Source organism: Terriglobia bacterium, from assembly GCA_032252755.1.
Taxonomy (GTDB): Bacteria; Acidobacteriota; Terriglobia; order Terriglobales; family Acidobacteriaceae; genus JAVUPY01.
Genome location: JAVUPY010000004.1, coordinates 1 through 22,682, shown reverse-complemented (window position 1 = coordinate 22,682; position 22,682 = coordinate 1). Strand labels below are relative to the sequence as shown.

Genomic DNA, 22,682 nt, shown 5'->3' with positions numbered 1-22,682 from the left:
GACCTTTGCTCCGCCGTGTCTCTGGGAATTACTTCAGTTGGAAATCCGTCGTGGTCGCGCCGGCAACCTTCAGTGGTTTTTCCTGGTCCTTCTTTCCCTCATGCCAGGCCACGGCTTTGTAGTCGCCGTCGGGAACGTTGGTGATTTTGTAGTTCCCGTTGGCGTCGGTTTCGGCGAAGTAAGGGGTGGGGCTCACGACGATAAAGCCGCTCATCTCCGGATGCACATTGCAGAGCAGCGGCACCACCCCGGGATGATCGAACTTGAATGCCCGCTTTTCACCTTGCGGCCAGGTACCCAGGTTGTGCCCGAGTTTCTTGTCGCCGGAAATGGATGGCCAGAACACGTTGTGCTGCACCGCGTCGCTATTAAGGAATTCGACAGTTGTGCCCTGCTGCACCACCATCACGTGAGGCTCAAACATCAAGCCTTTCTGGTTCATGACCGGCTGTTGCGTCGGCGCAGGATAGGTTTTGCCGGCGGGCGCTTCCAGATAGACCACTGACTTGCCCTTTACACCGCTTACTTTTCCGGTAATCTCACCCGCCCATGCTGCGGCGGCGAACGAGAGCAAAACCGTAATCACAACCAGGTTTCGTTGCATTTGCCTCATTGCTGTCTTCTCCTTTATTAAGTGGTCGCTCTAGGTCGGCGGTTCGCACCTTTCCGTGCAAAGTTGGCCGTTCCCGTCAAAAGACGAATCGCGCGAGCAGATACACGGCGTTGTTGCCATTGGCATTGCGGCCGCTGGTGTCGTAGTTTTTTGCCGCGCCGTTGAAGCGGGTGTAGCCCGTGTATTGAAATCCCAGGTCAATGTTCTGAGAAGGCCACACCGAGAAATTGAATGTGTAGCCGGCGCTTTGCGGGCTGCCGTTGGCGCTGCCAGAGATGTTCTCTTGTGGGTACAGTAGCTGGTCCGTAGTTCCCGTTGTCGTAAACCAACCGATGGCGCTCGAAATCCGGTTCCCAAAGTGATACTCGGCGTTGGTGTTGAATGCGTTCAGATGATGGGGGCTAAATCCTGCCGCACCGGCCGCCAAACTCGCCAACAGCTCGGAATTCTCGCGAATGTAGGTCCCGCGCAGCGACAGCACGTCTTTCGAGATGATTCGGTCATACTGAAAATCGGCGGCGTAGTCGGTATAGGTATCTTCCGGTCCTGTGATCGCGCCGGGGCTTGAACTCACGTGCATGCCATAGCCACCAACTTCAAAGTTATTTTTTAATCCGTTTTGCTGCCAGGCCACCCGCCAATAGGGGGCAACGCCGCGGATGTTGAAGGCGAAATCCTGACCGCTTGATGGCTGGCTGGTGGCGAGGTGGGCGGAACGATAGAGCGTTCCCGCAAAGTACAAATGCTGGTTCCACATCGTGTAGCCACCTACTCCTGCCACGTCTTGTGCAAGTGCTCCCTGGATCATCGGCGCGGCAGTCGGGCTCGGCGCCACATCACTCGCGATGAATGGAAAACCCCAGGCGGGTGTGCTGTTCCACAGGTCTTCGACTGTTGGATTGTTGTTGAGAGTTATGCCCCACACCCACTCCTTGCCTGCCAGTTTCCCGACCCGCGCATAGCGGATATCGGTGTTATCCATGCTGAAGTGGTCGCCTTGGGTGTCGTAAGTCAGTTGCAGAAAGCTGCCAACGTGCTGCGCCCAGGCGCCAGCCAGGAAGAGTGAAATGTCCTGGGGAAATTCAGCATTGCCGTTCTGAGTGCCAGGTTGAGGAGCCTTGGTGTTGGTAAATGAGGCCTCAAACCAGGCGGAGAGGGGCAAAACCTGAAGAATATCCAGTGGGGCGTGGCGCTCGTCACCCTTCGCGGTGATGGTCATGTTGCGCACCATGTTTATGTATCCATAAAGCTTGAACTGCCGCCCTGCGGCATTGAGTTCCGGCGGGTTGTAGTGGCATCCGCTGCAGGGCAGTCCGGTCTGCCGGGCATAACTGGGAACGGCGTGCGCTGATTGCTGGAAAATAATCAGGAAAAACAGGATACCCACACACACTATGAAACTTCTGATCTGCGGCCATTCCGATTTGTGAATTAAAGTTGCAGGCTTAAACATCTTTCGCCTCCTTGCGGTTAAATCGTGTTCTGCCAATTTCGCGTGCGGTGTGAATGTGAAACTGAACCCGGGACCCGTCTTTATCGAGACACTCGCCGGAAATGCGACAACTGCACAGACCGCATTCCCCAACACACCTCGAGCACTGCACTTCCCAAACGTCTCCTTCCAGCGGCTCACAGGGGACATGCCGTTGGCACTCGGAGCAATAGAGGTAATCAGTCCCCGGCCGCAAGATACGCACGGAGCCGGCGACGAGCGGGGATTCTGTCCTGACTTCCGGCTCCGGGTCGCCTGTGAAAGCGAGTTGTGCTCTCTGTTTTTCATTCATGGCCGTCAGCCTGCTCGGGTGCCGGTTTGTTTGTCATCCACGCGGATCGTGACTAAACCTTGGTCAGGAACCTGCGCCTTCAGTACCTGCTCGCCCGACGATTCCTGCCAGTAGTGCAGCTCATGTAGTCCGGCCGGGACATTAGGAATCCGGAAGCGCCCGTCGGCTCCGACCACCGCAAAATACTTATTCGGCACCACGACGATGTAGGCGGACATCTGCAGATGTACGGCACAGGAAATCTTCACGACACCAACCCGGTCGAATACCAGGCTGCGGGATTCGCCTTGTGCATACATTCCCAGGTTGAAGCGCTCGGCAGCAGATATGGAGTAAACGTTGTGTTTGAGGGGATCGTCGTTGGGAAATTGCACGGTGGTTCCGCGCTGGATCACCAGCAGGTGGGGCATAAACTCCAGGTTTTTCTGGTCCATGACTGCGGTCGCTTCGATGGGCGGATCCTGGATGTCTGCCACGTATACGACGGCCGCCTTGCGATCGGCAGCATGACCCTGGAAGTGCACTTCTCCGTCGATCGTGCCCGCCCATGACAATGTGGTGCCTGCAAGCAGCAGGATCAGGCAAAGCAGCTTCGGGGATCGAATCGGTTCGGACATGTGCGCTTTGTTGGAAAGCACACCGGTTGCCAGAGTGGCGGGTCAGGACAGAATTTGCATTTGCTTTGCAACGAGAGGTTTACGGGAATACTGAAAAGACAAGTAGCGGCGTGCCTGTTCCCGGCGCGTAACAGCGGGGTGTGCGGCTGTTAAGCTGGCGTAACACCCTCGACTGGATCCTCGATGGAAACTTCTCTGGGACGAATTTCAAAACGCCGCATGAGTTCATAAAACGATTTGCGGCTTACCTGGGCCTCTCGCGCCGCCGCCGACACGTTGCCGTTGTATTTACGCAGTAAGGAAGTGAGGTATTGGCGGCCCTGCGCATCCACCCACTGCCCGCGTACGGCCTTGTAGCCGGATGGCTCAGGCAAAGGGCCTGATTCCAGCAGGATTTTGGGCAAGTCAGTCTGGCGGATCAGGACGCCGTCGCACATCACCACCGCATGTTCCACAACATTGCGCAGCTCGCGAATATTTCCCGGCCATTCATAATCCCGCAGCCGTTGCAGGGTGTCGGGACTGAGCTGCACATTGTGTTTGTTCGCGGTTTTCGCAAACAGGCGCACGAAGTGTTCGGCGAGCAACGGAATATCATCCTGACGTTCGCGCAGCGAGGGCAGCGTAATGGTGACCACGTTCAGCCGGTACAGCAGATCCCTGCGGAAGTGCCCATTCGTGGCTTCTGCCGCTAGATCACGATTCGTGGAGCAGAGGATGCGCACATCAACGTTGACCAGTCGCTCGCCTCCCAGCCGCCGGAACGAACGCTCCTGCAAGGTTCGCAGCATCTTGGCCTGGAGTTCGGGATTCATCTCCCCAATCTCATCGAAGTACACCACGCCGCCATCGGCTGCTTCCAGCAGACCGCGCTTTGCCTGCATGGCCCCCGTGAACGCGCCTTTCTCGTAGCCGAACAGTTCGCTCTCCAGAAGGTTCGATGGCAGCGCCGCGCAGTCGACGGCTATGAATGGCTTGTTCCTGCGCGGGCTGTTGGCGTGCAGTGCGCGGGCGATCAACTCTTTACCGCTCCCGCTGGGGCCGGTAACCAGCACGTTTGTATCTGACGGCGCCACCTTCGCCACGATAGCAAGCACTCCGACGATGGCGGGGCTGCGGCCAACAATCTGATGCAAGGCACAGCATTGCTCCAGAAGCTGCGGCACGGCTTGGTGTTTACGGGCAAAGCGGCTGTGCTCCAGTCCTTTGGCCACGGTCGCCACGAGCTGCGCCGCCGTGAAAGGTTTAGCAATGTAATTGAAGGCTCCGCGCTTTACCGCTTCCACGGCCGATTCCAGTGTGGCATAGCCGGTAAACATGACAAACACTACTTCGGGGTCGATCATCGACCCCTGCTGCAGCACTTCGAATCCGTTCATGCCGGGCAGCTTGAAATCTACCAAGACGAGATCGAAGGGAAACCGCCGCAGTTCGGCCAGGCCCGCTTCCGGCCGTTGCGCCAGGTGTACCTCATAATCGGCATCCTCCAGGATCGTCTGGCAGCTCTGCAGGACAGCTTCATCGTCATCAATCACAAGTAAGCGCGGCTTCATTCAATAACTCCTGTGGCAGCGAAATGAAAACAGTAGTCCCCGTTCCAGGTGTGCTGCTCGCCCAGATCTGGCCTCCGTGGTCCTTCACGATTCCATGGCTGATGGAAAGTCCAAGCCCGGTGCCGCTGCCGGGTCCCTTGGTGGTGAAGAACGGGTCAAAAATACGCGGCAATGCCTGCTCTGCGATCCCGATCCCGCTGTCCTCTACTTCAATCCGCACGCAGTTCGAATTTTCCGGATCGGCCAATGCTCGCAGCCTCAGTACGCCACCGGAGTTCATGGCATCCACGGCATTGGCCAGCACGTTTACCAGGACCTCCGTCAACTTGCCGCGGTCGCCGGAAACGGCGGGCAGCCCAGGCTGGATTTGCCGTATCACGCGGACGTGTGCGGAAGAGAGCCGGTGCTGCACTAGACTGAGCGCGACGGTCAGCAGCTCCTCGGCGTCCACAGGCGCGAGCTGAAGCTGAGTTTGGCGAGAAAAGGCCAGCAGTCCTTTCACCAGCCGCGCGATACGCTCGGCCTGATCGGTAATGAGCTGCAGGTTCTTGCGTTCCCGCAGGCTAAATCGCTCCGCGCCCTTTCCGCTGCTCAGAAAACTAGCCAACGACAAAATGCTCGTGATGGGATTATTGATCTCGTGCGCCATCCCGCCGGCCAATTCACCGATGGAGGCCAGCTTCGCTGACTGCGCCAGTTGCTGCTGCGCTTCCTGCAGTTCAGCATATTGCCGCTTCAGTTGCCGGTCGGTATCGGCTACGATGATGCCGATCACCCCGGTAGCCATCAATAGCACGAGCGTGAACGAAGAATAGATAAAAATGATGTACTTGCCGATACGCTGGTTGACGAAGTCCATCGTGCCGGTAAACTCCACGTCGCCGGTGCCGTCGATTGGCAATCTGGTCATGCGAAAGAAATTCTGACCGGAATCGGGCTCCGGGTCGTGACCGGCGCCGCCGATGTAGTCCTGGATTTCGCCGTCGGGCTGCCACCAGAAGCTGGCCCGCTGTCCGCGGAGCGTGACATCCACCTCCCGCAGTTCGGGAATGGTTCCGAACTCCACCACTACCCGTTTCATCACTTCCGGATGGCTGAAAATCTGTTCCAGGCCTTCTCCGTGTTGGGTGTAATAAACCACGTGACCGCGCAGGAATTCGGCCAGATTTGATGAGCGCTCTTCGGTGATGCGGAAGTACTGGTATTTTTCCATGGCGGCGGTGGAAAGCATGATGAGGCTCGCCAGGACGATAAAGGTCAGATTCAGGCGTACGAAAACGCGGTCCAGCAGGTTCCGCGACCGCTCGCCTGCAGCCCAGGCGAAGCCCAGCAGAGCAACAGAAATCAGGTGCTCATCGAGGTTCCAAACGATCACAGCGGGGTGGTTTGGCAGCAACTGCGGTAAGCCATGCCCAAGCAGAGCGGCTGCCAGGGAACTGAGCGCCAGGGTACGCATGCTGCGAGCTTCCCAGCTCGACTGCCTCACACACCGTAGGGCGGAGAGCACCGCCGCGGCTCCTATCAGATCACAGACCAACATCACCGGGGGATGCGGCAGCCCGTTCAGCAGCTGGCGCCTAAGGGCGATTGTAACCAGCGCCGCGACTAAGGCCAGCGCCGGCCACATCCAGCGTGGGCGGTATGAATTGGCGCGTACGTGGTAGGACGAAACGATCAGAATGACTGCCGCGATCAACAATCCATGCAGGAACTGCTCGGGTTGGTGCAACGGCATCCGCCGCTGGAAGAAGAAGCTGGCACCAAAGTGGATGGTTAGCAGCGCAAACTGGAGTACCAGCAAGCCAAAGCCGAAGGGGAGTAGGAGTTCGGGGCGCCGATCGGGCTCCAGCTCCGCAGACATGCGCTGCCGAAGCAGCATGAGAAGCGTGAGCCCCGCCAGCAGGAAATGGAACAAACTGAAGATCAGCAGCGTCTCCGCCGAACGGCTGGACACTTGCCAGAGCAGCGAATCCATACAAACCCTCGCCCCTGGCTGTGCAGGCTACTTAAATAGCTCACGGTTGGCTGTGATAGGAGTCACATTCCCCTGTGCGCCGTATCATAGGGAGCCCGAGTATCGCGATTCGATCAGGGGAGGAGACCATGTTCTCGCAGTTTGCGATACAAGTTCCGTTCGCTGATGCCGAGCATGCGGGCGGCGTTCCCTCGGTGCCCATTGGTGACCTCCAGTACCGACCTGATCTGCTGCCGCTCTGCTTCCTGCAATGTGAGTCCGCAGTATCCTGCCGTCGGTACCATGGCGTGCTTCATATTGCGCAATGTCACGGGAAGGTGTTCCGGGAGTATAGACGTTCCCACCGAAAGCACCAGCGCAGCTTCGACCACGTGCAAGAGCTCGCGTACGTTGCCTGGCCAGTTGTGTTGCCGCAACAGTTCCATGGCGTCTTCACTGATTGTTTTGTTCGAGCCGAATCGCTCGTTGAGCACCTTCACGAACTGCTGCGCGAGCAGTTCCACGTCATCCTTTCGGGCTCGCAATGGCGGAACCTCGATCGTGATCGTGCTGAGTCGATAGTAAAGGTCCTCGCGAAAAAGCCCCTGCGTCACCATTGCCGGCACATCCCGATTGGTAGCAGTCAGGACCCGGACGTCCACATGAATTTCCTTGGTGCCGCCGACGTGACGGAATGTTGACGTGTCCAACACCCGCAGCAATTTCGTCTGTGTCGCAGGGCTGATTTCACCGATTTCATCGAGGAAGATCGTGCCGCCGTTAGCGACTTCGAACAATCCGGGCTTGGCGCGTTCCGCCCCCGTAAACGCTCCGCGCTCATGACCGAACAGTTCGCTTTGCAGCAACGACTCTTGCAGGGCGGCGCATTCCACTATGACAAATGGTCGCGAATGTCGTGAACTACGAGCGTGAATGAGTTTGGCCACCCGCTCTTTTCCCGAGCCTGTCTCGCCGGTGATCAGTACGCTTGAATCGCTGGGCGCCACCCGGTGAATAAGCTCAACGAGGCGCCGAAATTCCGGGCTTTGCCCAATGAAAGAGCTGGCGAGATCGGGCGGCGTGAGCCCGCGTTCGAGGATCTTCGTCCGCTGCCGAAGTTCTCGGCGCTCGATGGCACGCTGAATCCGGAGATCGAGTTCGTCCAAGGGGCATGGCTTCTGCACATAGTCGAACGCACCAATACGGATGGATTCAATCGCGGTATCGATCGACCCATGCCCGGTCAACACAATCACTTCGGTCGCCGGAGTGCTGGTGTGAATGGCACTCAGTGCCTCAACCCCAGTCATGCCGGGCAAGTGCAGGTCGAGCAGAACTATGTCTGGCTCCTCAACCGCAACTCGCTCGACAGCTTCCTCCCCCGAGGTCGCGGTTGTGACGCTGTGACCAATGCGGTTGAGTTCGTTTGCCATCACCTGACGAAATGCGGAATCGTCGTCGACCAGCAGGATTGAAGCAGTCTTCAATTTGCGGCTCCCCTCACCTGGACCTCTATGGCCGGCAGTACCACTTCAAAGGTCGAGCCCTTGCCGGGAATGCTTTCGACGACGATATCGCCGCCCCATTTACGAACCGCAGTTAACGATAGAAACAACCCGAGCCCCGTGCCCCCAGGGCGCATGCTGAAGAAAGGCTCAAATATCTTCTGCCGGAATTCCGGAGCGATTCCACAACCACTGTCGGTCACGCGTATCCGAACTTTGTCGCTGCGCTCCGCGCTTATCACGACCTTATTTCCCGCCTTGGAAGCGTGCACAGCATTCAGCAAGAGATTAATTAACAGATCCTGAAGATCCGCATCTCCGGCCCGCACCAGCACAGTATCGGATAGCGGCCGAATTTCGACTTGCACACGCTGGTCGCGGGCCATAGGCTCGACCAATCGGAATGCAGCGGATATAGCCTCCTGCAAATTGACAACGGTTTCTTCGTGCGCCTGCCCACGCGACAGACGAAGGAAGTGCTGTGTAATCCCCCGGCACCGCAGCAGTTGCTCGCGAGCAATCGAGGCATTCTCTCGAATCCTTTCTTGAGTAATTTTCCCGTCCTCGCTCGGTGGACTCTCCCGCAGGATGCCCTCGACGCAGGTAAGGACGGTAGCCAGCGGAGTATTCAACTCGTGCGAAAAACCCGATGCCAGGATCCCGAGCGAGGCGAGGCGATGGGAGTCGGCCAGTTTGGCCTCCGCTACCCTGCGATCTGAGATATCGCGCCACACTTCGACTACCTGGGCGACATTGCCTGACGGATCGAGGATTGGCGAAGTGTGAATCTCTTCCCATCGGATTGCTCCAGCACCATTGCTCCGCTCGCAGATCCTCACCTGGTTTCGTCCAGACTGCAGGCATTCGAGCGTAGGACAGTCCGCCAAGTTGCAAGGTCCAGGATTCATCTGATAGCAGCAGCAGCCGAGTACTTCTTCTCGTGAGGTGCGTGCCCGCGATAGGAATGCATCGTTGGCGGCTATGATCTTTCTCGTGGGATCAAGCACTACAATGCCATCGTCGATGCTATTGATAACCCGCTCCAATCGTTCGCGATGGGTACGAACTTCGCCAACCAGCCCTGACATTGAATCGGCCATCGCATTGAATTCGCGCCCCAGCCATGCGAGCGTGTCGGAGCCTTCCGCCGGAACACGGCGATTCAGATCGCCAGCCGAAAGCAGGCGCGCCGAAGTCTCAAGGTTTTGCAGCCGACGCATTATCAGGATCCGAATCGCGATCACGATCGCTGCGACAATGATGAAGGTGAGCAGGCCTGTGCCGGCCACCATGCGGCGAAGATCTTGGGTCATGCCGGCACGCAATTCGCCGGCATCGTAGTCCAGAATCAGGATGCCGTTGATTCTCTGCTGGGAGTTATGACAGCCGTAGCACTCTTGACGGTTGTGGATGGGAACGACAGTTCTGAGGACCATTCCGCCGCTCGCTTCAATGACACGACTGGATCCTCTACGTTCCGGCGGATCACGATGACATGCCTGGCAGGTTGGCGAGCCCGGACGAAAATCCTCGGGGTGCTCGAGGGGTTTGCTGGAATATCGCGCAATACCATTGCGATCCAGCAGGACCAGTTGCTCTACACGTGCTTGCTTGCCAAATCGCTCGATCATCTGCTCCAGCAGAGTGCGATCGTTGCTTAGCATCTGGTGCTCGAGCGCAGTACGGATTAATTCGCCCTGCGCGAGCGCATTGGTACGTTCCAACTCAAGGAGAGTCTTGAAGTGGTGCGTCGAATAGATGTAAGCGGCCGCGCTACAAGCGACCACGACAGCGGCGGTAACGCTCAAAGCCAGGCCGACTGTCATGCTGGCAAACCGCAACTTCATGACGTCCTGCCGATAGCGCGCGATCATGTCACAAGGGCGGCTGGCGGTCAATGACTGTCATTCTGTCAGGTGCACTCTGACAGAATGGCAGGCCGCTTCGTTATTGGCTCTGCTCGCACCATTCAAGACACGGGACTTAGGCAACATTCCCCAGCGGCACGCAACGTGCTAAGTGGACTGCACGAAAGGGGAACTTCACCATGGAAATGTTCCTGATGATCATGCTGATGAGTGTTCTGACCTTTGCCATCGCAGCCATCGGATTCAAGGCGTCTGCGGGGAGGGAATCTACTCCTGAATCCACCCAGCCCCCAGTGCCTGCCCTGAAAGCTGCGCCTGAACGCTTCTTCTCGCCCCAAGTGATCCCGACCATACCAGTACACACCCAAGTACCAATCGAAGTGCTGCTGCAGCAGATCGAAAACCATGTCCGCGTGGAACAGGCGGCCGCAGAATCGTTCGTCCAATTCCCAACACAGGCGCATCTCCACACCAAGACACCGTCTCCGTTTGTGAACTGAGGTATTGCTTATGCCGCACGAACTGTTGCAGGGACTTGCCCCCGTTGATGCCGAAAAGGTGCTGTCGCTGGGCACGAGAAAGAGAATTTCCGCCGGGTCGTCATTGTTCCGGTTAGGTGACCTGGCCCAATGTCTCTATCTCGTAGAGAGTGGTCGAATTCGCCTCACTCTTCCATTGCAGATCGGAGACCGGAAGGAGGAGGTTCTAATCGAGGAAAAGGGCCCCGGCCAGACCGTCGGCTGGTCCGCTCTCATTCCGCCTTACCGCTTCACACTCTCTGCAGCCGCAGACACTGATACTGAAGTTGTCACACTGACACCGGAAATGTTGCATGGCTTCTTCGAAAGTTCACCTTCCCTGGGTGCACGGTTGTGTCTGAACCTGGCATTGATTATCGGGCACCGACTGCAAACTCTTCAGGCGATGTGGTTGCGGGAAGTTCAGCGCACGGTCGAACTACACTCCGCCGCCGCCGCGGCAAATACTCGGTAGCCGGTCGGGAATCTTTACGATGAGTTCTTCTTCCGTACAGCCGCACTTAGAACCTCAAGTAACCCGCCGCAGATTGATCAGCATTCTTCTAGGTGGCGGGCTACTCGCGTCGCTAGCTTCATTCTTCTATCCCGTCGTGCGATACCTGGTCCCCCCGCCGGTAGCGGACCTCGGGACCGACGAAGTGGTGGCAGCCAAGATCGCGGACCTGAAATCGAATTCCGGGAAGATCTTTCGATTCGGCAGTCGGCCTGGCCTGCTGATCATGAACGCCGATGGAACCTACCGCGCTCTATCTGCCACCTGCACACACCTCGGTTGCACTGTGCAGTACCGCCCAGATTTGCGCGAGATTTGGTGCGCCTGTCACAACGGGTTATACGACCTCAACGGCCGCAATATCTCCGGTCCTCCCCCTCGACCGTTGGAGGTATTTGATGTGCACCTCCGGGGAGAGGACATTGTCGTTAGCCGAAAGCGGGAGTCCTAGTTATGTTCGCAGCGCTTCGCAAGTGGTTCGACGAACGACTCGACTTAGACGACCTGCTGGCCCCCCTACGCCACAAGACCGTGCCCCGGCATCGCCTTTCCGCCTGGTATTTCCTCGGCGGCATAACGTTGTTCCTTTTTGGCATCCAGGTCTGCACCGGCATTCTGCTGCTGCTGTACTACCGCCCGAGTGGAAATGAGGCTTTCGAGAGCGTGCAGTACATCATGACCCGCGTGCAATTTGGGTGGCTGGTGCGCTCGATTCATTCCTGGTCGGCAAATTTAATGATCTTCACCGCCTTCGCGCACATGTTCAGCGTTCTCTTCCTGAAGGCGTATCGCAAGCCGCGGGAACTCACGTGGGTCAGCGGCATGATTTTGCTGTTCCTCGTTATGGGGTTTGGCTTCAGCGGGTACCTTCTGCCGTGGAACACCCTGGCGTTCTTCGCAACGAAAGTCGGGACGGAGATCACAGGCCAGGTGCCCGTAGTCGGGAAGCCGCTGATGGTTTTCCTGCGAGGAGGCGACGACGTAACTGGGGCGACGTTAACCCGTTTCTTTGGATTTCATGTGGCTGTGCTTCCAGGCATTGCAACAATCCTGCTCTCGATGCACTTGCTTCTGGTTCAGCGGTTGGGAATGAGCCTGCCGCCAAGGGTTGAGGCGGCTTGGGCCGCAGATCCCAAGGCAAAGCGGGAAACGCGATTCTTCCCCAATTTCGTGCTCCGCGAGCTCATGGCCTGGTACATAGCCTTGGGAGCTCTCGGCGCACTAGCCGCCCTATTTCCGTGGAATCTAGGAACGAAAGCGGATCCTTTTGCCTCTGCTCCTGCAGGAATTAAACCGGAATGGTACTTCCTGTTCATGTTCCAGACTCTGAAACTCATTCCTTCCAAGGTATGGATCATTGATGGAGAGGTGCTGGGCATTGTGGGATTCGGGTTGGCAGCTACGTTCTGGGTTCTGCTTCCCTTCTTCGCACGGGACCACCTTGCAGGAAGCAAGAAGTGGATCACGGGTATGTCGGTCGTTGCCCTTGCATACATAGTAGCGATGAGTGCTTATGGCTATCTTGCACATTAATCTCGACCGTTTCCATCGTGCCGCTTGTCTTATGGTTGTCGTCGTTTCGGCAACCCTCGGTTTTGGACAAAACAAAAACTCCTGCCTCGATTGCCATAGTGCGTTACCCGAACCACTGAATGTCACTCAGGAGAAGTTCAGCCAGGACATTCACGCGCAGAAGGGACTCACATGCGCCAGTTGTCACGGCGGCGATCCAACCAAGGATGATTCTGACAAGGCTATGAGCCGCACTGCCGGGTGGAAGGGACACATCGATCGGCGACAGGTGCCGCAGCTGTGTGGTAGTTGTCACTCTGATCCGGCAACCATGCGCAAATTCGACCCCAGCTTGCGCACCGATCAATTAAGCCAGTATCACACGAGCGTTCATGGCCAGCGCCTCTCTAAGGGCGACACCAAGGTCGCGGTGTGCACCGATTGCCATAGCGTTCATGACATCCGGCCACCGAGCGATCCGCGTTCGACCGTGAACCCGGTCAATGTGGCCACAACCTGCTCCCATTGCCACGCCGACGCGAACTATATGAAGGGATACCCGATACCCACCGATCAGTTCGCACAGTACAACACAAGTGTCCACCACGACGCGCTCACGGTTCGAGGAGACCTGAGTGCTCCTACCTGCACCACCTGCCATGGTAATCATGGCGCGACCCCACCGGGGGTAGACAGCGTACGCAATGTGTGTGCTACATGCCACGCTTTCCAGGCCCAGATGTTCGAGAAGAGCACCCATAAACAGGCATTCGCTAAGGCCTCTCTCCCCGGTTGTGTGGTCTGCCACGGCAATCACGGCATTACTCATCCAAGTGACGCGTATCTCGGCACCGGTTCCGTGGCCCTCTGCATGCGGTGTCACGCGCCGGGTGATCGATGCGATCAGGCAAGAGCGAACATCCTCGCTGAGCTCACAAGTTTGGACCACTCTATCAAGAGAGCGGACAACATATTGAAATTGGCGGAATCCTCCGGCATGGAGGTGAGTGAAGCGCGATTAGCACAGAACGAAGCACGAGACTCACTCACCAAGGCGAGGGTCACCATCCACTCCTTTCAGCCCGAGCTGGTTCAGCAGGATGTGCAAGCCGGCCTGAAGATTGCAAACGCCAATTTCGAAACCGGACAGAGGGCAATGGCAGAGCGGCGATACCGCAGAGTTGGGCTCGGACTTTCATTGCTCGCAATCTGCGTAGTGGTGATTGGAATTTCTCTGGTGATTAAACATATTGAAAGTTGAATAGATCCGGGAGGTCGCAGCAAGATTGGAGCGCGCGCCTTCACGGCCAAACTCCGAAAGGCATAATCATGTGAGGTGTCGCTCGGGCTACCGGCAGTCAAAGTTTCGGCACAACGCGGATGCTCGTCGCAGATACTCAAAGGCACGTACGTAGTGCTCGAACAAGGATCGATTCTTCCATCCGAGATCCCTACGAAAGCGGCATATTGGCCGTATACGCGCGAAGAAAGTTCTCGCCCAAAACCTTTCGAATTTCCGAGTCAGAAAAACCACGCTTAAGCAACACTTCCGTGAGCCGCGGCAGATCCGAGACACTTTCCAGCCCAGCGGTGAACTTTATGGTCGGGAAGTTTTGCTCGCGAGCCCATGCCGCGAGCTTCTCCATATAGTAGTCGGCATAATCCGGGCCGAGTCCCACGTGTTCAATCCCGACGAGATTGACCAGATAGGCGACGTGGTCGACCAAACGGTCTGCCGTGGCCTTCGTCTCATCCGAATCGACGAACCGCGCCAGGAAGTTCATCCCGATGACGCCAGACCGTTCTGCGATTGCCTTGATCTGGTTGTCCGTAAGATTGCGAACGTGATCGCAAAGATGGCGGATGTTGGAGTGCGACGCAATTGGAGTCCCTGAGTAGACGTCCAAAGCGTCATAAAATGTCCGCTCGTTAGAGTGCGAGAGATCAAGAATCATGTGCAACCGGTTCATCTCTTTAACGAGGTCGCGGCCAAGTTTACTGAGTCCGCCTGTACCCGGTTCTCCACAGCCATCAGCGAACCAGTTACGCTCGTTGTGGGTCAACATCACGGAGCGAACCCCAAGCCGATAGTAGGTGCGCAACAGCGAGAGGTCGGTTGTGACCGGCGCCGCACCCTCCAACGCGAACATGATTCCGATTCGCTGCGACTCACGGAGGCTCGCCAGGTCATCCGCTGATTGAACCAGCATAACGTCTTCGCACTCACGTATCTGCTCGGTGGCGCAATCGATGATTGCGAGCGTCACAAGCGGCGAGCGCAGATCGAGCTCGCCGAGTTCGAAATCACCACCAACGGTGACGGTTTCAAAGCGCACTCCCGCGCAGCGCAGTTTAGCCAGGTGCTCCTGCTTGAATACCGCGGAGTTGCCATGCATCTGTTCAGCCAGCATGTGCACGGGGTAATCAGAATGGGCATCGACGACGATGCAACTCCGGTGCAAAAGTTCGATCTTGGCGGGAATATCCATCGAGTTCTCCGTGGCCGCTATTAGCGCGGGCGCAGTGGCAGTTCGACAAAAGACGCCCGCACCCTTTCGCGATACACCGTCCAGAAGGGGTGACCACCTTAGGATAGCGCACGAAAAAAAGTATTCGTCCACTCGTCGCGGGTGCGGCTAAGCCGCCATTGCCGGGATCTGCGTTTTTGATCGATTCTGGCTGGAAAACTCCAGTCCGAAGGCGAGCGCCGAGCGAAAATGGCTCCGGAACAGTTCCCGGCGCCGCGAGAGGACTCTTTGAGTAGTAAATCGCAGTCCTCCATGTGCAAGTTATTGCGCATCTGTAACTTACGGGAGCGATATTCAAAAATCAGCTTGACTTGCTGCTCCCGAAGTGACACCTTCTTTTGCACTGAATCCCCCGACGATGGGAGGCGCGTATCAGTATGCCTCTAGGCTCCTCAATACGGTCTGCATTCTCTCCCGACGCAACACACCCACATCCCGATAGGCGCAATTCACCTCGCTACGACATGAGCGGACCAGTTTTCCTGCTCCTGGAAGGCATGGAACCGGTGAAGATCGGCATCGTTCGCGACATCAGCCTGGTCGGCGCGTACGTGTCCTCTCAGGAAGACCCGCCTAAGGATGAGTTACTGAAAATGCAGTTCAAAATTGGCGCGGATTTCGACATTTCAGGTCATGTCTGCCGCAAGGACCGGTTCGGATTCGCTGTGCAGTTCGACGCTGAAGCGCAGTAACTACGAGAGATCCCCATCTTCAAGCAGTTGCGACTTTGTATGTCTTCTGGATCGAGAAGCACCTAGCCCGCCGGACGAACCCACATCCAGCACTCGCGCGGTTGCAGGAATCTCGCTCCCATACGTGCGTAAATATTCAGCACGTTCGAGTTGTTCGCGCTGAAGGAAGCAAAGCCCAAGCGCAAGCCCATCGCAGCAAAATGCGAAATGGCGCGGGCATAGAGATCGTAGCCGGAGACTCGCGTATCCGAGCTCAACATTGCCAGTGTCAACCTGAGACCTTCTGTTTCCCGCTGTGCAAGAAACCATCCCTGGACATCATTGTTCTGCAAAAGGCGAAGGCAGGTCTCAGAGTGATCGCGGACTAGATCTGCAGCCCAGAGTGCGTATCGCGAAGAAATCTTCAGTTCAGTCGCGCCGGGCAATGCGTAGAAGCGTTCGTGTTCAAAAGGACGCAACTCGGCTGCATGAATTGCAAAGGGAGACTCGGCCGCCGTTTCCACCTGCAGCTCTTGTCCGCACGGAGTCAAACTGATGTTCCTCATGTCGAGACGAAAGCGGATCTGGGTATCGATGTAGAAGAATCCTGCTCTCGTCAGGGCTTGACGCAGCGGGGGAGATACAGTGTCAACGAACTCAAGCCACGCAAACTTCTGTTGTGCGGCCATCCGCTCGGGAGCGGCAAGTTCGAAGAACGCTGGATCGCTGACGATTCCAACGTCTTCGCCCCACCATTCCGAATTAAAGTCGTGACGCCGAATCATGCTTCCACCCGAATGTAGCTAAAAAGTTGGGCAAAAAAGTCCTGCCCGTCCCAGACCGTTTCGAAATGGTGCATGGTTGCAAGTGGAACGAAACGCGCGACGTTCGTACCGGCGAGCAAATCGAGCCATTCCGGGGCGGAAGCCTCACGCAGTGCGTGGCCGACGGTCTGAATGTTTTCTGGCAGATGTTCACGCGCTTCCTGCGGAGTCGCGGTAATGATTCGAAGCTCCATCAGCCCGGGATATGCTGGAAGTTCGTAGTCACCGACCGAAAGCACCGTTCGGTGCTCCGCAATCAGTTTGGAATTCCAACCCGCAGCACGAGCCAATTGCCATGCGCGAATATTGTCGGAGGCGACGTTCATCTCCGGGCGGCGGCGAATCACAGTTGGCCAGAGCGCCATAAGACGATCACGAATTTCAAGGGCGTCGGCCCGCGCAGCATTGAGAAGTATGGCGCGCGCTGGCGATGTACAGCCTGCCTGGCCGTAGATGGCGAAGACCTTGATCAAGTCGCGAAGCGTGTTGTCGTCGCAACGATCAACTTCGAGCCATGCTTCGGAGCCTCGATCGGTAAACGAGATCGCGACGCTATCCACAGGATGCGGCAGCGCATGAATCGCAGCCGCCGCCTGATCCGAACCGAAGACAATGCGCACGGCACTTTGCTCGGCCATTTCACCGTTCCGCGCATCCTCCGAAGAGAAGACTTCGTGACGAACACTGTCGCGGAGATACGTGCGTAGTGGACCATCTCCGGCGCGCTTGCGGGCAAATTGAAGGAACGCACCCGTCAGGTCTTCTGACCGCGAGCCGGCCTTCATTCGCAGTCGATTCCCGGTCAGACTGATAATGATCAGCATGAGCGGCCCGAGTAGGCTCACGTTATTCGGCAACCACAGAGAGACTGGCCCGCGTGGTTTCGCGAGAAGGCAACTCGAGTCTGCCGAATCCGAGCACTGCCCGAACGACTGGCGAAACGGCTTCCGAAGGCTCTCCTCATCCAGGAAGCTGACGAGGTACGCCCATTCGTCCCGCGTGAACTCAGGAGGAACATCTTTTAACATCGCTGCGCGAACCCCGCTCCACCCCGCAATCTGTTCGGCTAAATCGAATGGGAGCCGAACGTGGATCGATCCCGTTCCTCCGCGAAACGCGAGTTGGCTATACATTTGCGCACCCTCGCATCTCGACCTTTGGCATGCGCCGGGTGAATTCGAAGCGCTTACCTTTGCGCCCGCACGGACACTCGCCGGGAACAAGTCGCCCTAGGTCTTCGGTGAGCACGTTGTGGTAAGGCGCCCCCCAGGCAAGCAGGTTTATGAGCTGCAACTGGCCTTCAGACTCGTGGAGTGGAGCCAGAGTCCATGGATCGCGCACAAGCGCGTCCGCCCAAACCGGCACGTGGCGGAATCCCGCGGAGCACAATGGATAGACCACGCCAACTTGTTCGACGAGGCCATAAAACTCGAGCACTCGCGAGCGCGAAGCGAGACCTCGGGTGAGCGCCGCGTCAAACTGTTCACGGCTCAGACTGAGATGTTCAAGCTTTTTCCAACCGCCACTGTGGACAAAGTCGATGCGTTTGCTCTTCAGTGCAGTGCGGACGTCGCCAGGAATCTCGGCAGCGGCCCACGCGCACCAAAGCATGTAGGTGAAGCCGTAGACCAGAACAGATTCGTGCTGATGAATCGCATGCAGGAGTTGGTCCCATTTGACGCTTCTAGGATCGGCCGAGTCTCGCAGCAGAAATATGATGTCTGTGGACAGCGGCCTCAGACTCAGAGCGGCAGCGGTTCGGGCCGAGACTTCTGCTCCAGAGCGCAAACTGGTCACGCTGTCGAGAACGATGAGCGGGCGACGTTCGGTTCCAAGAAAATCAGCAAGAATGGCGTTCGAACTGCGTGCCTGCAATTCGGAGCTCCGCTGATCGAGCATAATCTGACTCGCAACGCCGGATGAAGTCGCCGAGGACTTCAGCACGCGCTGGTGCTTGAGGCTTGTGCCGGCCGTGACAAATGGAATGGACTTGAAAACGCCGACGTGCAGGAAGGGAAAATCAGCTAGCTCTCCCGAACCCTTCCAGCACGGCCAAATGCGCGCATATGCTGCACAGTTCGCTAGGTGATGCTCGGTGAGGTCGCGCAACTCCGAGAGAAACGCGCTCTCATCGCGTTCGCCGTACGGACGCTTCTCGAGCAGCGCGCTCAAGCTCTCACTCCCGAGGTAAGGAATTGCTGGAAGAACACCAGCGAATCGCGACGCACGAGAATGCAGTTGGTTCGCGAACAGCGGTCGCGGGCGACGGTATCCCAAATTGGTTCGGCAACCGCCATCGCAGTCACATAGTCGGCTTCACTGAATAAGGATCGCGCCACTGCGTGAACAGCATCGAGCTTCAATCGATATTCGGCGGCGAGGCTTTCCACCTTCGGCGAGCGGCTGAGGTTGAAGTTCAGCACTGGCAGGATGAAGGTCGAGCAGAGTCTCGCGTGCCCCCAGTTCCCACCCGGATCAGCTTTTCGCAGGATCGGCTCGAGAACGTGTGCGAAGCCGTGAATCAGGCCAACGCTGGAACGCGCCTGCAGCAGGCACGCCGCGCCACCCGCGTCGAACCAGCGCTCGTCTAAGCCAACGGGAAAGGCGGCAAGCTCATTCATCAGTTCGGCGGCGTGCCGGCGGATCGCTTCGGTTGCCAAAGGCGAGCAGAAGGCTTCGAGCGCGTGCGCCCAAACGTCGCCGCAGGCAAATCGCAGGAGGTTCGGCGGCGCAGAACGCGCGAGATCCGGCCAGACAACGTACTGGTCGGGGATCAGATCGTCGCTGAAGTGAATATCTTTTTTCTCGCCCCTCAGCACCGCAACGGGAGAAACTTCGGCCCCACTCCCCCAAAGAGAGGGAATCGCGATCAATCGCAGCGCTGGCCACTGGGTCATCCGAAAGTACTTGGAGCGATCGATAGTCGTGCCGCCGCCGGCGACGACTAAGGTCTCGGCGTCGTTTGGCACGGCCTCTGGAACCTCGATCGTTGAGATCTCAAGTCGCTCAGCGATCCGGGCACGTACGGATGCCGTTGCACATAAATAGGCACGCCCTAAAGTCGCCGATTTCAAGTCGGCCAGTTCCCATCGGCGATCCCATTGTTCATGCTTCTGCAAAGCTGACGCCTTCGCGTTCGAGAACCTTAATAATGTCAGCAACTCCGGTAAGGATCACTGCCTCATCGGGTCTGAGGTGGTATCCGAAGGTCTCGTCGATGCCGGCCGCAATTGCAACCACCGCCAGCGAGTCCCAAGTCTCGACCTGATCGCGGCGCAGATCGAACGAAAATTCCTGTTCGCTGAGCAACAGTACATCCATCAGCAGGTCGCGAAGTTTTTGACGGTTCTCCATTCAGTATCTCTGGCTCCATTCAACGGTGACATGATTCCGCTCGGCAAGCACGCGCGTATCGACCTTGTCGTTCGGCAATCGCGAAAGCCGCTCCACGCTCTCAACACGCAATGGCCAGTGCGGGCGCGTAAAGTTCTGGCGCAACTCCATCAGCACGGAGCGTAACTGCTCGCCGGGTGGATGCGGAGCGAGCACCATGACGTGTCCGTTTTCGCCCATCGAGTCGAACTCGCGATAGAAGGCGAGTTCGCCCGACCATACGCGTTGCACCGCCGCCTGGATCGCCGGCAGAGAAATCTTTTCGCCGAAGCGCTTGAACACTTCGCTCTTGCGGCCAAGCAAGACCCAGCTTCCGTCTTCCGCCTGACGACCAAGATCACCTGTTTCGACCCATTCTTCATCAGTAACCGCGCGAAGAACGCCACCTTCTACAAATGCCACCGCGCGAAACGGGCTCCGGAACTCCAACTGATCCTCTTCCCCGCTGCGCAACTCAATTCCGGGGAGCGGCCGTCCGATGTTCGCGGCCGTATTGGCACCCCCGGCGCGACGGATCGTCAGTCGGGGCATTGCCTCGGCGCAACCATAGTTATTGAAGATTTTCGCGTTGGGAAAAATCTCGCGCAGGTTTTGCAGGTGCTCTTGCGGAAAACGACCACCGGCAAAGTTGAGGCGGATGATGCCGGGAAACTTCTGCGAACCAAACAACGACAACAGCAACGGTACCTGTATTCCGACCATACAGATCATGGCATCGTGTGCATCCTCGAGTGTTCGCTTGAAGGCGTCAGGCCGTGAAAAGCCGTCGGTTAACACAAGTCTGCGGCGCATGTGGTTCGCCCAGAGCCACTGATTCACGAACGCATACGAATAGCTAAGCGGCAAACAGGCGATAGTCTCGCGCACAGCTTCGTTCTCCTGCCCCGCATGAATCACTTCGGCGAGGCGTTCAGAGCGACTTTTCTTCGCGACGATGAGCTTGGGATCTCCCGTACTGCCGGAAGTCAACAGGACAAAGTGATCGGTACGGTACTCCGCCGGAAGGAGCGCAAGTGAGTTTTCGATCCGATGCCCATGCGCGGGAAAATGTGTCGGCAGGAAAACGAAAGTTTCCGAGCCAGCCCAGGCGCGCGCAAGGAACCGGCTGTCACTGCGAGCCTCCGATTCGCTAAGAACCGCCACAGTGCCGGATTTGGGCAACATCGACATGGGAGAGACTACGGAATCTTGGACACGGGTCCGACACCTCTACGCTAGCAAATCCGACTGGGAAATCGCGCGCTCTCAGCGATTCCGTGAAACTCGCAGTTCCAAATTGGCACTGATTTGAGAGTGTGATGTCACATGAGCGGGAAAGAGTCGGAGAGAATTCGCAGTGCGATTCGGGACGAAGTTCAGTAAACCGGGATTCCGATGAGCACGCGCACTGGAACCGGCTGTCCGCCCTTCGAAGCTGGGCGGAATGTCCAGTTGCCGAGCGCGTCTGCCCATTGTTTTCCGCAGGCTTCATTGGGAGCCTGCAGCACGCGGGCACCCTCTAGCTTTCCTTCGCGGGAAATGATTCCGGTCACAACCGTCATAGCGGAATTCGGCGGTGAATCCAGTTTCTCCGGTAGCTTCTTCACCAGAGCGTAGGGCGGCTCGAGCATCGCCTGCGGAGCCGAGAGAGACCCGTCATTGCCTAGCGTAATTTCCGCTGTGCGCGGCCCAGCACCCGTATCCGCATATTGCAGCACCCACGCCTCTGAGGTTGGCGCGATATCAGACACGTCGATGTACACGGTATAGACCGCTTCGTTTCTATGAAAGACGCCGAAGTCTTTCAACCCGCCGCCGCTACCGCCCGAGGCAACGATGCTGAAATCATAGTTGTGGGGTGGGGGATCGGGTCTCGGTGGGCGCGCCGCTCCCACCATCCCGCTGCCTTCTCCGCCGATAACCTGGATGCCGGGGAATGGTCCATTGCCAGGACCGCTGCCCGAACCACTTCCCGATCCGCTGCCGTTGCCCTTACCGGTCCCATTTCCTCGTCCGGCGCCATTACCGCCGCGCCCCGTACGCCCCGAGCCGGTGCCGACACTTCCGGCTCCCGGGCCGCTCCCGGTTCCACCAGAACCGCTGCCTGACCCGCTCCTGCCCGCGCCGCTGCCGGCCTTGCCGGAGCCGCTGCCTCCGCCGCCACTCCCCGCCTTGGCAGTTCCAGATCCTTCTCCCGAACCGGCTGTTGGTTTTCCACCTGGGAGACCGGCATGTGTGCCGCCAGCATGCGCCGTCGCGGTGCCGTTCGGGCTCACTTCGAAGCTCGCGTGCTTTTCACCCGGCGGAATCACAAGGTGCGGCGCATTGATGTGTACGGCATTCAACACGGCGAGCGATTGCTCCGCCATGCTCGCATCGGCCGTGATAACCGGTGGCGGTTCACGTTTTTCTTCCGGCGTAACCACAATCGTTTGCTGAGGCGCCGGATCCTTCGCGACCGGCTGCATCTCGGGGAGCGGCAGGAGCGGGAGAGCCTCGCTGTGCAGGGGCGTCGAGATCAGTTGCGCCTCGGCCTTCAGCACTGGCTTTTCCGTCGGCGTCGGAAGCGGAACGTCCTTGAGAGCCGTCTTGACCTGCACTTTCGGCGGAGTGACGTTCTGCGGCTTGGGACGTGCCACGTGAATCGTGTTCGGAACTTGAATGGGGAAATCGAGCTTCAGTGGCTTCGTCAGTGCCGGCTGAAGGATCGTCTGGAGATTGTTGTCAGGATCAGGGAAGTCGGAGCGAATGTATTGCGGGCCTTTGAAGGTGACGCCTTCATGCTTCGCTCCCGACGCCGGCTTGCCTTCACCTTCGCGTCCCTGCTTGCCTTCATTGCCGCCCGAATC

Annotated in this window: 21 protein-coding genes; 6 read left to right on the top strand and 15 right to left on the bottom strand. The window is 57.7% G+C overall.

Annotated features, from left to right (window positions below):
- Positions 1–28: 28 nt before the first annotated feature.
- The 7 genes from ROO76_00435 to ROO76_00405 all read right to left on the bottom strand — a co-directional run bounded on the left by ROO76_00435 (position 29) and on the right by ROO76_00405 (position 9,924).
- Entirely contained in the window at positions 29–613 is a 585-nt protein-coding gene (locus ROO76_00435) for a plastocyanin/azurin family copper-binding protein (GenBank protein MDT8066610.1), read from the bottom strand.
- A gap of 76 nt (positions 614–689) precedes the next feature.
- On the bottom strand, positions 690–2,102 hold the full coding sequence (locus ROO76_00430; GenBank protein ID MDT8066609.1) for a hypothetical protein: 1,413 nt from the start codon (positions 2,100–2,102) through the stop codon (positions 690–692).
- A 300-nt stretch (positions 2,103–2,402) separates the two neighbouring features.
- Complete coding sequence (locus ROO76_00425; GenBank protein ID MDT8066608.1) at positions 2,403–3,014, bottom strand: hypothetical protein; 612 nt, start codon at positions 3,012–3,014, stop codon at positions 2,403–2,405.
- Between the two features lie 149 nt (positions 3,015–3,163).
- The gene (locus ROO76_00420) at positions 3,164–4,567 is read right to left on the bottom strand and encodes a sigma-54 dependent transcriptional regulator (protein MDT8066607.1); all 1,404 of its coding nucleotides are present in this window, start codon (positions 4,565–4,567) and stop codon (positions 3,164–3,166) included.
- Positions 4,542–6,542: an ATP-binding protein gene (locus tag ROO76_00415; GenBank protein ID MDT8066606.1), complete on the bottom strand. Its 2,001-nt coding sequence runs from the start codon at positions 6,540–6,542 to the stop codon at positions 4,542–4,544. Before ROO76_00415 ends, ROO76_00420 begins: the two co-directional genes overlap by 26 nt.
- Before the next feature lie 113 nt (positions 6,543–6,655).
- Entirely contained in the window at positions 6,656–8,008 is a 1,353-nt protein-coding gene (locus tag ROO76_00410; GenBank protein ID MDT8066605.1) for a sigma-54 dependent transcriptional regulator, read from the bottom strand.
- Positions 8,005–9,924, bottom strand: coding sequence for an ATP-binding protein (locus ROO76_00405; GenBank protein ID MDT8066604.1), 1,920 nt, complete (start codon positions 9,922–9,924; stop codon positions 8,005–8,007). The genes ROO76_00410 and ROO76_00405 overlap by 4 nt, the downstream gene beginning before the upstream one ends.
- A gap of 149 nt (positions 9,925–10,073) precedes the next feature.
- Between ROO76_00405 and ROO76_00400 the strand changes: the two genes are divergently transcribed.
- The 5 genes from ROO76_00400 to ROO76_00380 are packed head-to-tail and all read left to right on the top strand — an operon-like array spanning position 10,074 to position 13,699.
- Positions 10,074–10,394, top strand: a complete 321-nt coding sequence (locus tag ROO76_00400; GenBank protein MDT8066603.1) for a hypothetical protein — start codon at positions 10,074–10,076, stop codon at positions 10,392–10,394.
- Between the two features lie 10 nt (positions 10,395–10,404).
- A complete protein-coding gene (locus ROO76_00395) occupies positions 10,405–10,887 on the top strand; it encodes a cyclic nucleotide-binding domain-containing protein (GenBank protein ID MDT8066602.1) in 483 nt (160 codons plus the stop codon).
- 19 nt (positions 10,888–10,906) lie between these two features.
- A complete protein-coding gene (locus ROO76_00390) occupies positions 10,907–11,377 on the top strand; it encodes a Rieske (2Fe-2S) protein (GenBank protein MDT8066601.1) in 471 nt (156 codons plus the stop codon).
- A gap of 2 nt (positions 11,378–11,379) precedes the next feature.
- Complete coding sequence (locus ROO76_00385; protein MDT8066600.1) at positions 11,380–12,459, top strand: cytochrome bc complex cytochrome b subunit; 1,080 nt, start codon at positions 11,380–11,382, stop codon at positions 12,457–12,459.
- Positions 12,440–13,699 carry a cytochrome c3 family protein gene (locus tag ROO76_00380; protein MDT8066599.1) on the top strand — a complete coding sequence of 420 codons (1,260 nt, stop codon included), beginning with the start codon at positions 12,440–12,442 and terminating at the stop codon, positions 13,697–13,699. Before ROO76_00385 ends, ROO76_00380 begins: the two co-directional genes overlap by 20 nt.
- A gap of 190 nt (positions 13,700–13,889) precedes the next feature.
- Here the strand turns inward: ROO76_00380 and ROO76_00375 are convergent, their stop codons facing one another.
- Positions 13,890–14,927 carry a dipeptidase gene (locus ROO76_00375; protein MDT8066598.1) on the bottom strand — a complete coding sequence of 346 codons (1,038 nt, stop codon included), beginning with the start codon at positions 14,925–14,927 and terminating at the stop codon, positions 13,890–13,892.
- Positions 14,928–15,343: 416 nt separating this feature from the next.
- Between ROO76_00375 and ROO76_00370 the strand changes: the two genes are divergently transcribed.
- Positions 15,344–15,658 (top strand): PilZ domain-containing protein, encoded by a 315-nt coding sequence (locus ROO76_00370; protein ID MDT8066597.1) that lies wholly within the window; start codon positions 15,344–15,346, stop codon positions 15,656–15,658.
- A gap of 62 nt (positions 15,659–15,720) precedes the next feature.
- Here ROO76_00370 and ROO76_00365 read toward each other — a convergent pair whose 3' ends face one another.
- The 7 genes from ROO76_00365 to ROO76_00335 form a co-directional block, all read right to left on the bottom strand.
- Complete coding sequence (locus ROO76_00365) at positions 15,721–16,422, bottom strand: hypothetical protein (GenBank protein MDT8066596.1); 702 nt, start codon at positions 16,420–16,422, stop codon at positions 15,721–15,723.
- Positions 16,419–17,594 (bottom strand): acyl-CoA reductase, encoded by a 1,176-nt coding sequence (locus tag ROO76_00360; protein ID MDT8066595.1) that lies wholly within the window; start codon positions 17,592–17,594, stop codon positions 16,419–16,421. The genes ROO76_00365 and ROO76_00360 overlap by 4 nt, the downstream gene beginning before the upstream one ends.
- Entirely contained in the window at positions 17,587–18,633 is a 1,047-nt protein-coding gene (locus tag ROO76_00355; GenBank protein ID MDT8066594.1) for a hypothetical protein, read from the bottom strand. The genes ROO76_00360 and ROO76_00355 overlap by 8 nt, the downstream gene beginning before the upstream one ends.
- Positions 18,630–19,580 carry an iron-containing alcohol dehydrogenase gene (locus ROO76_00350; protein MDT8066593.1) on the bottom strand — a complete coding sequence of 317 codons (951 nt, stop codon included), beginning with the start codon at positions 19,578–19,580 and terminating at the stop codon, positions 18,630–18,632. Before ROO76_00350 ends, ROO76_00355 begins: the two co-directional genes overlap by 4 nt.
- Complete coding sequence (locus tag ROO76_00345) at positions 19,567–19,815, bottom strand: hypothetical protein (GenBank protein MDT8066592.1); 249 nt, start codon at positions 19,813–19,815, stop codon at positions 19,567–19,569. The genes ROO76_00350 and ROO76_00345 overlap by 14 nt, the downstream gene beginning before the upstream one ends.
- Positions 19,816–21,024 (bottom strand): AMP-binding protein, encoded by a 1,209-nt coding sequence (locus ROO76_00340; protein ID MDT8066591.1) that lies wholly within the window; start codon positions 21,022–21,024, stop codon positions 19,816–19,818.
- A 185-nt stretch (positions 21,025–21,209) separates the two neighbouring features.
- Positions 21,210–22,682 (bottom strand): hypothetical protein (locus ROO76_00335; protein ID MDT8066590.1); only part of this gene is annotated, 1,473 nt, incomplete at its 5' end.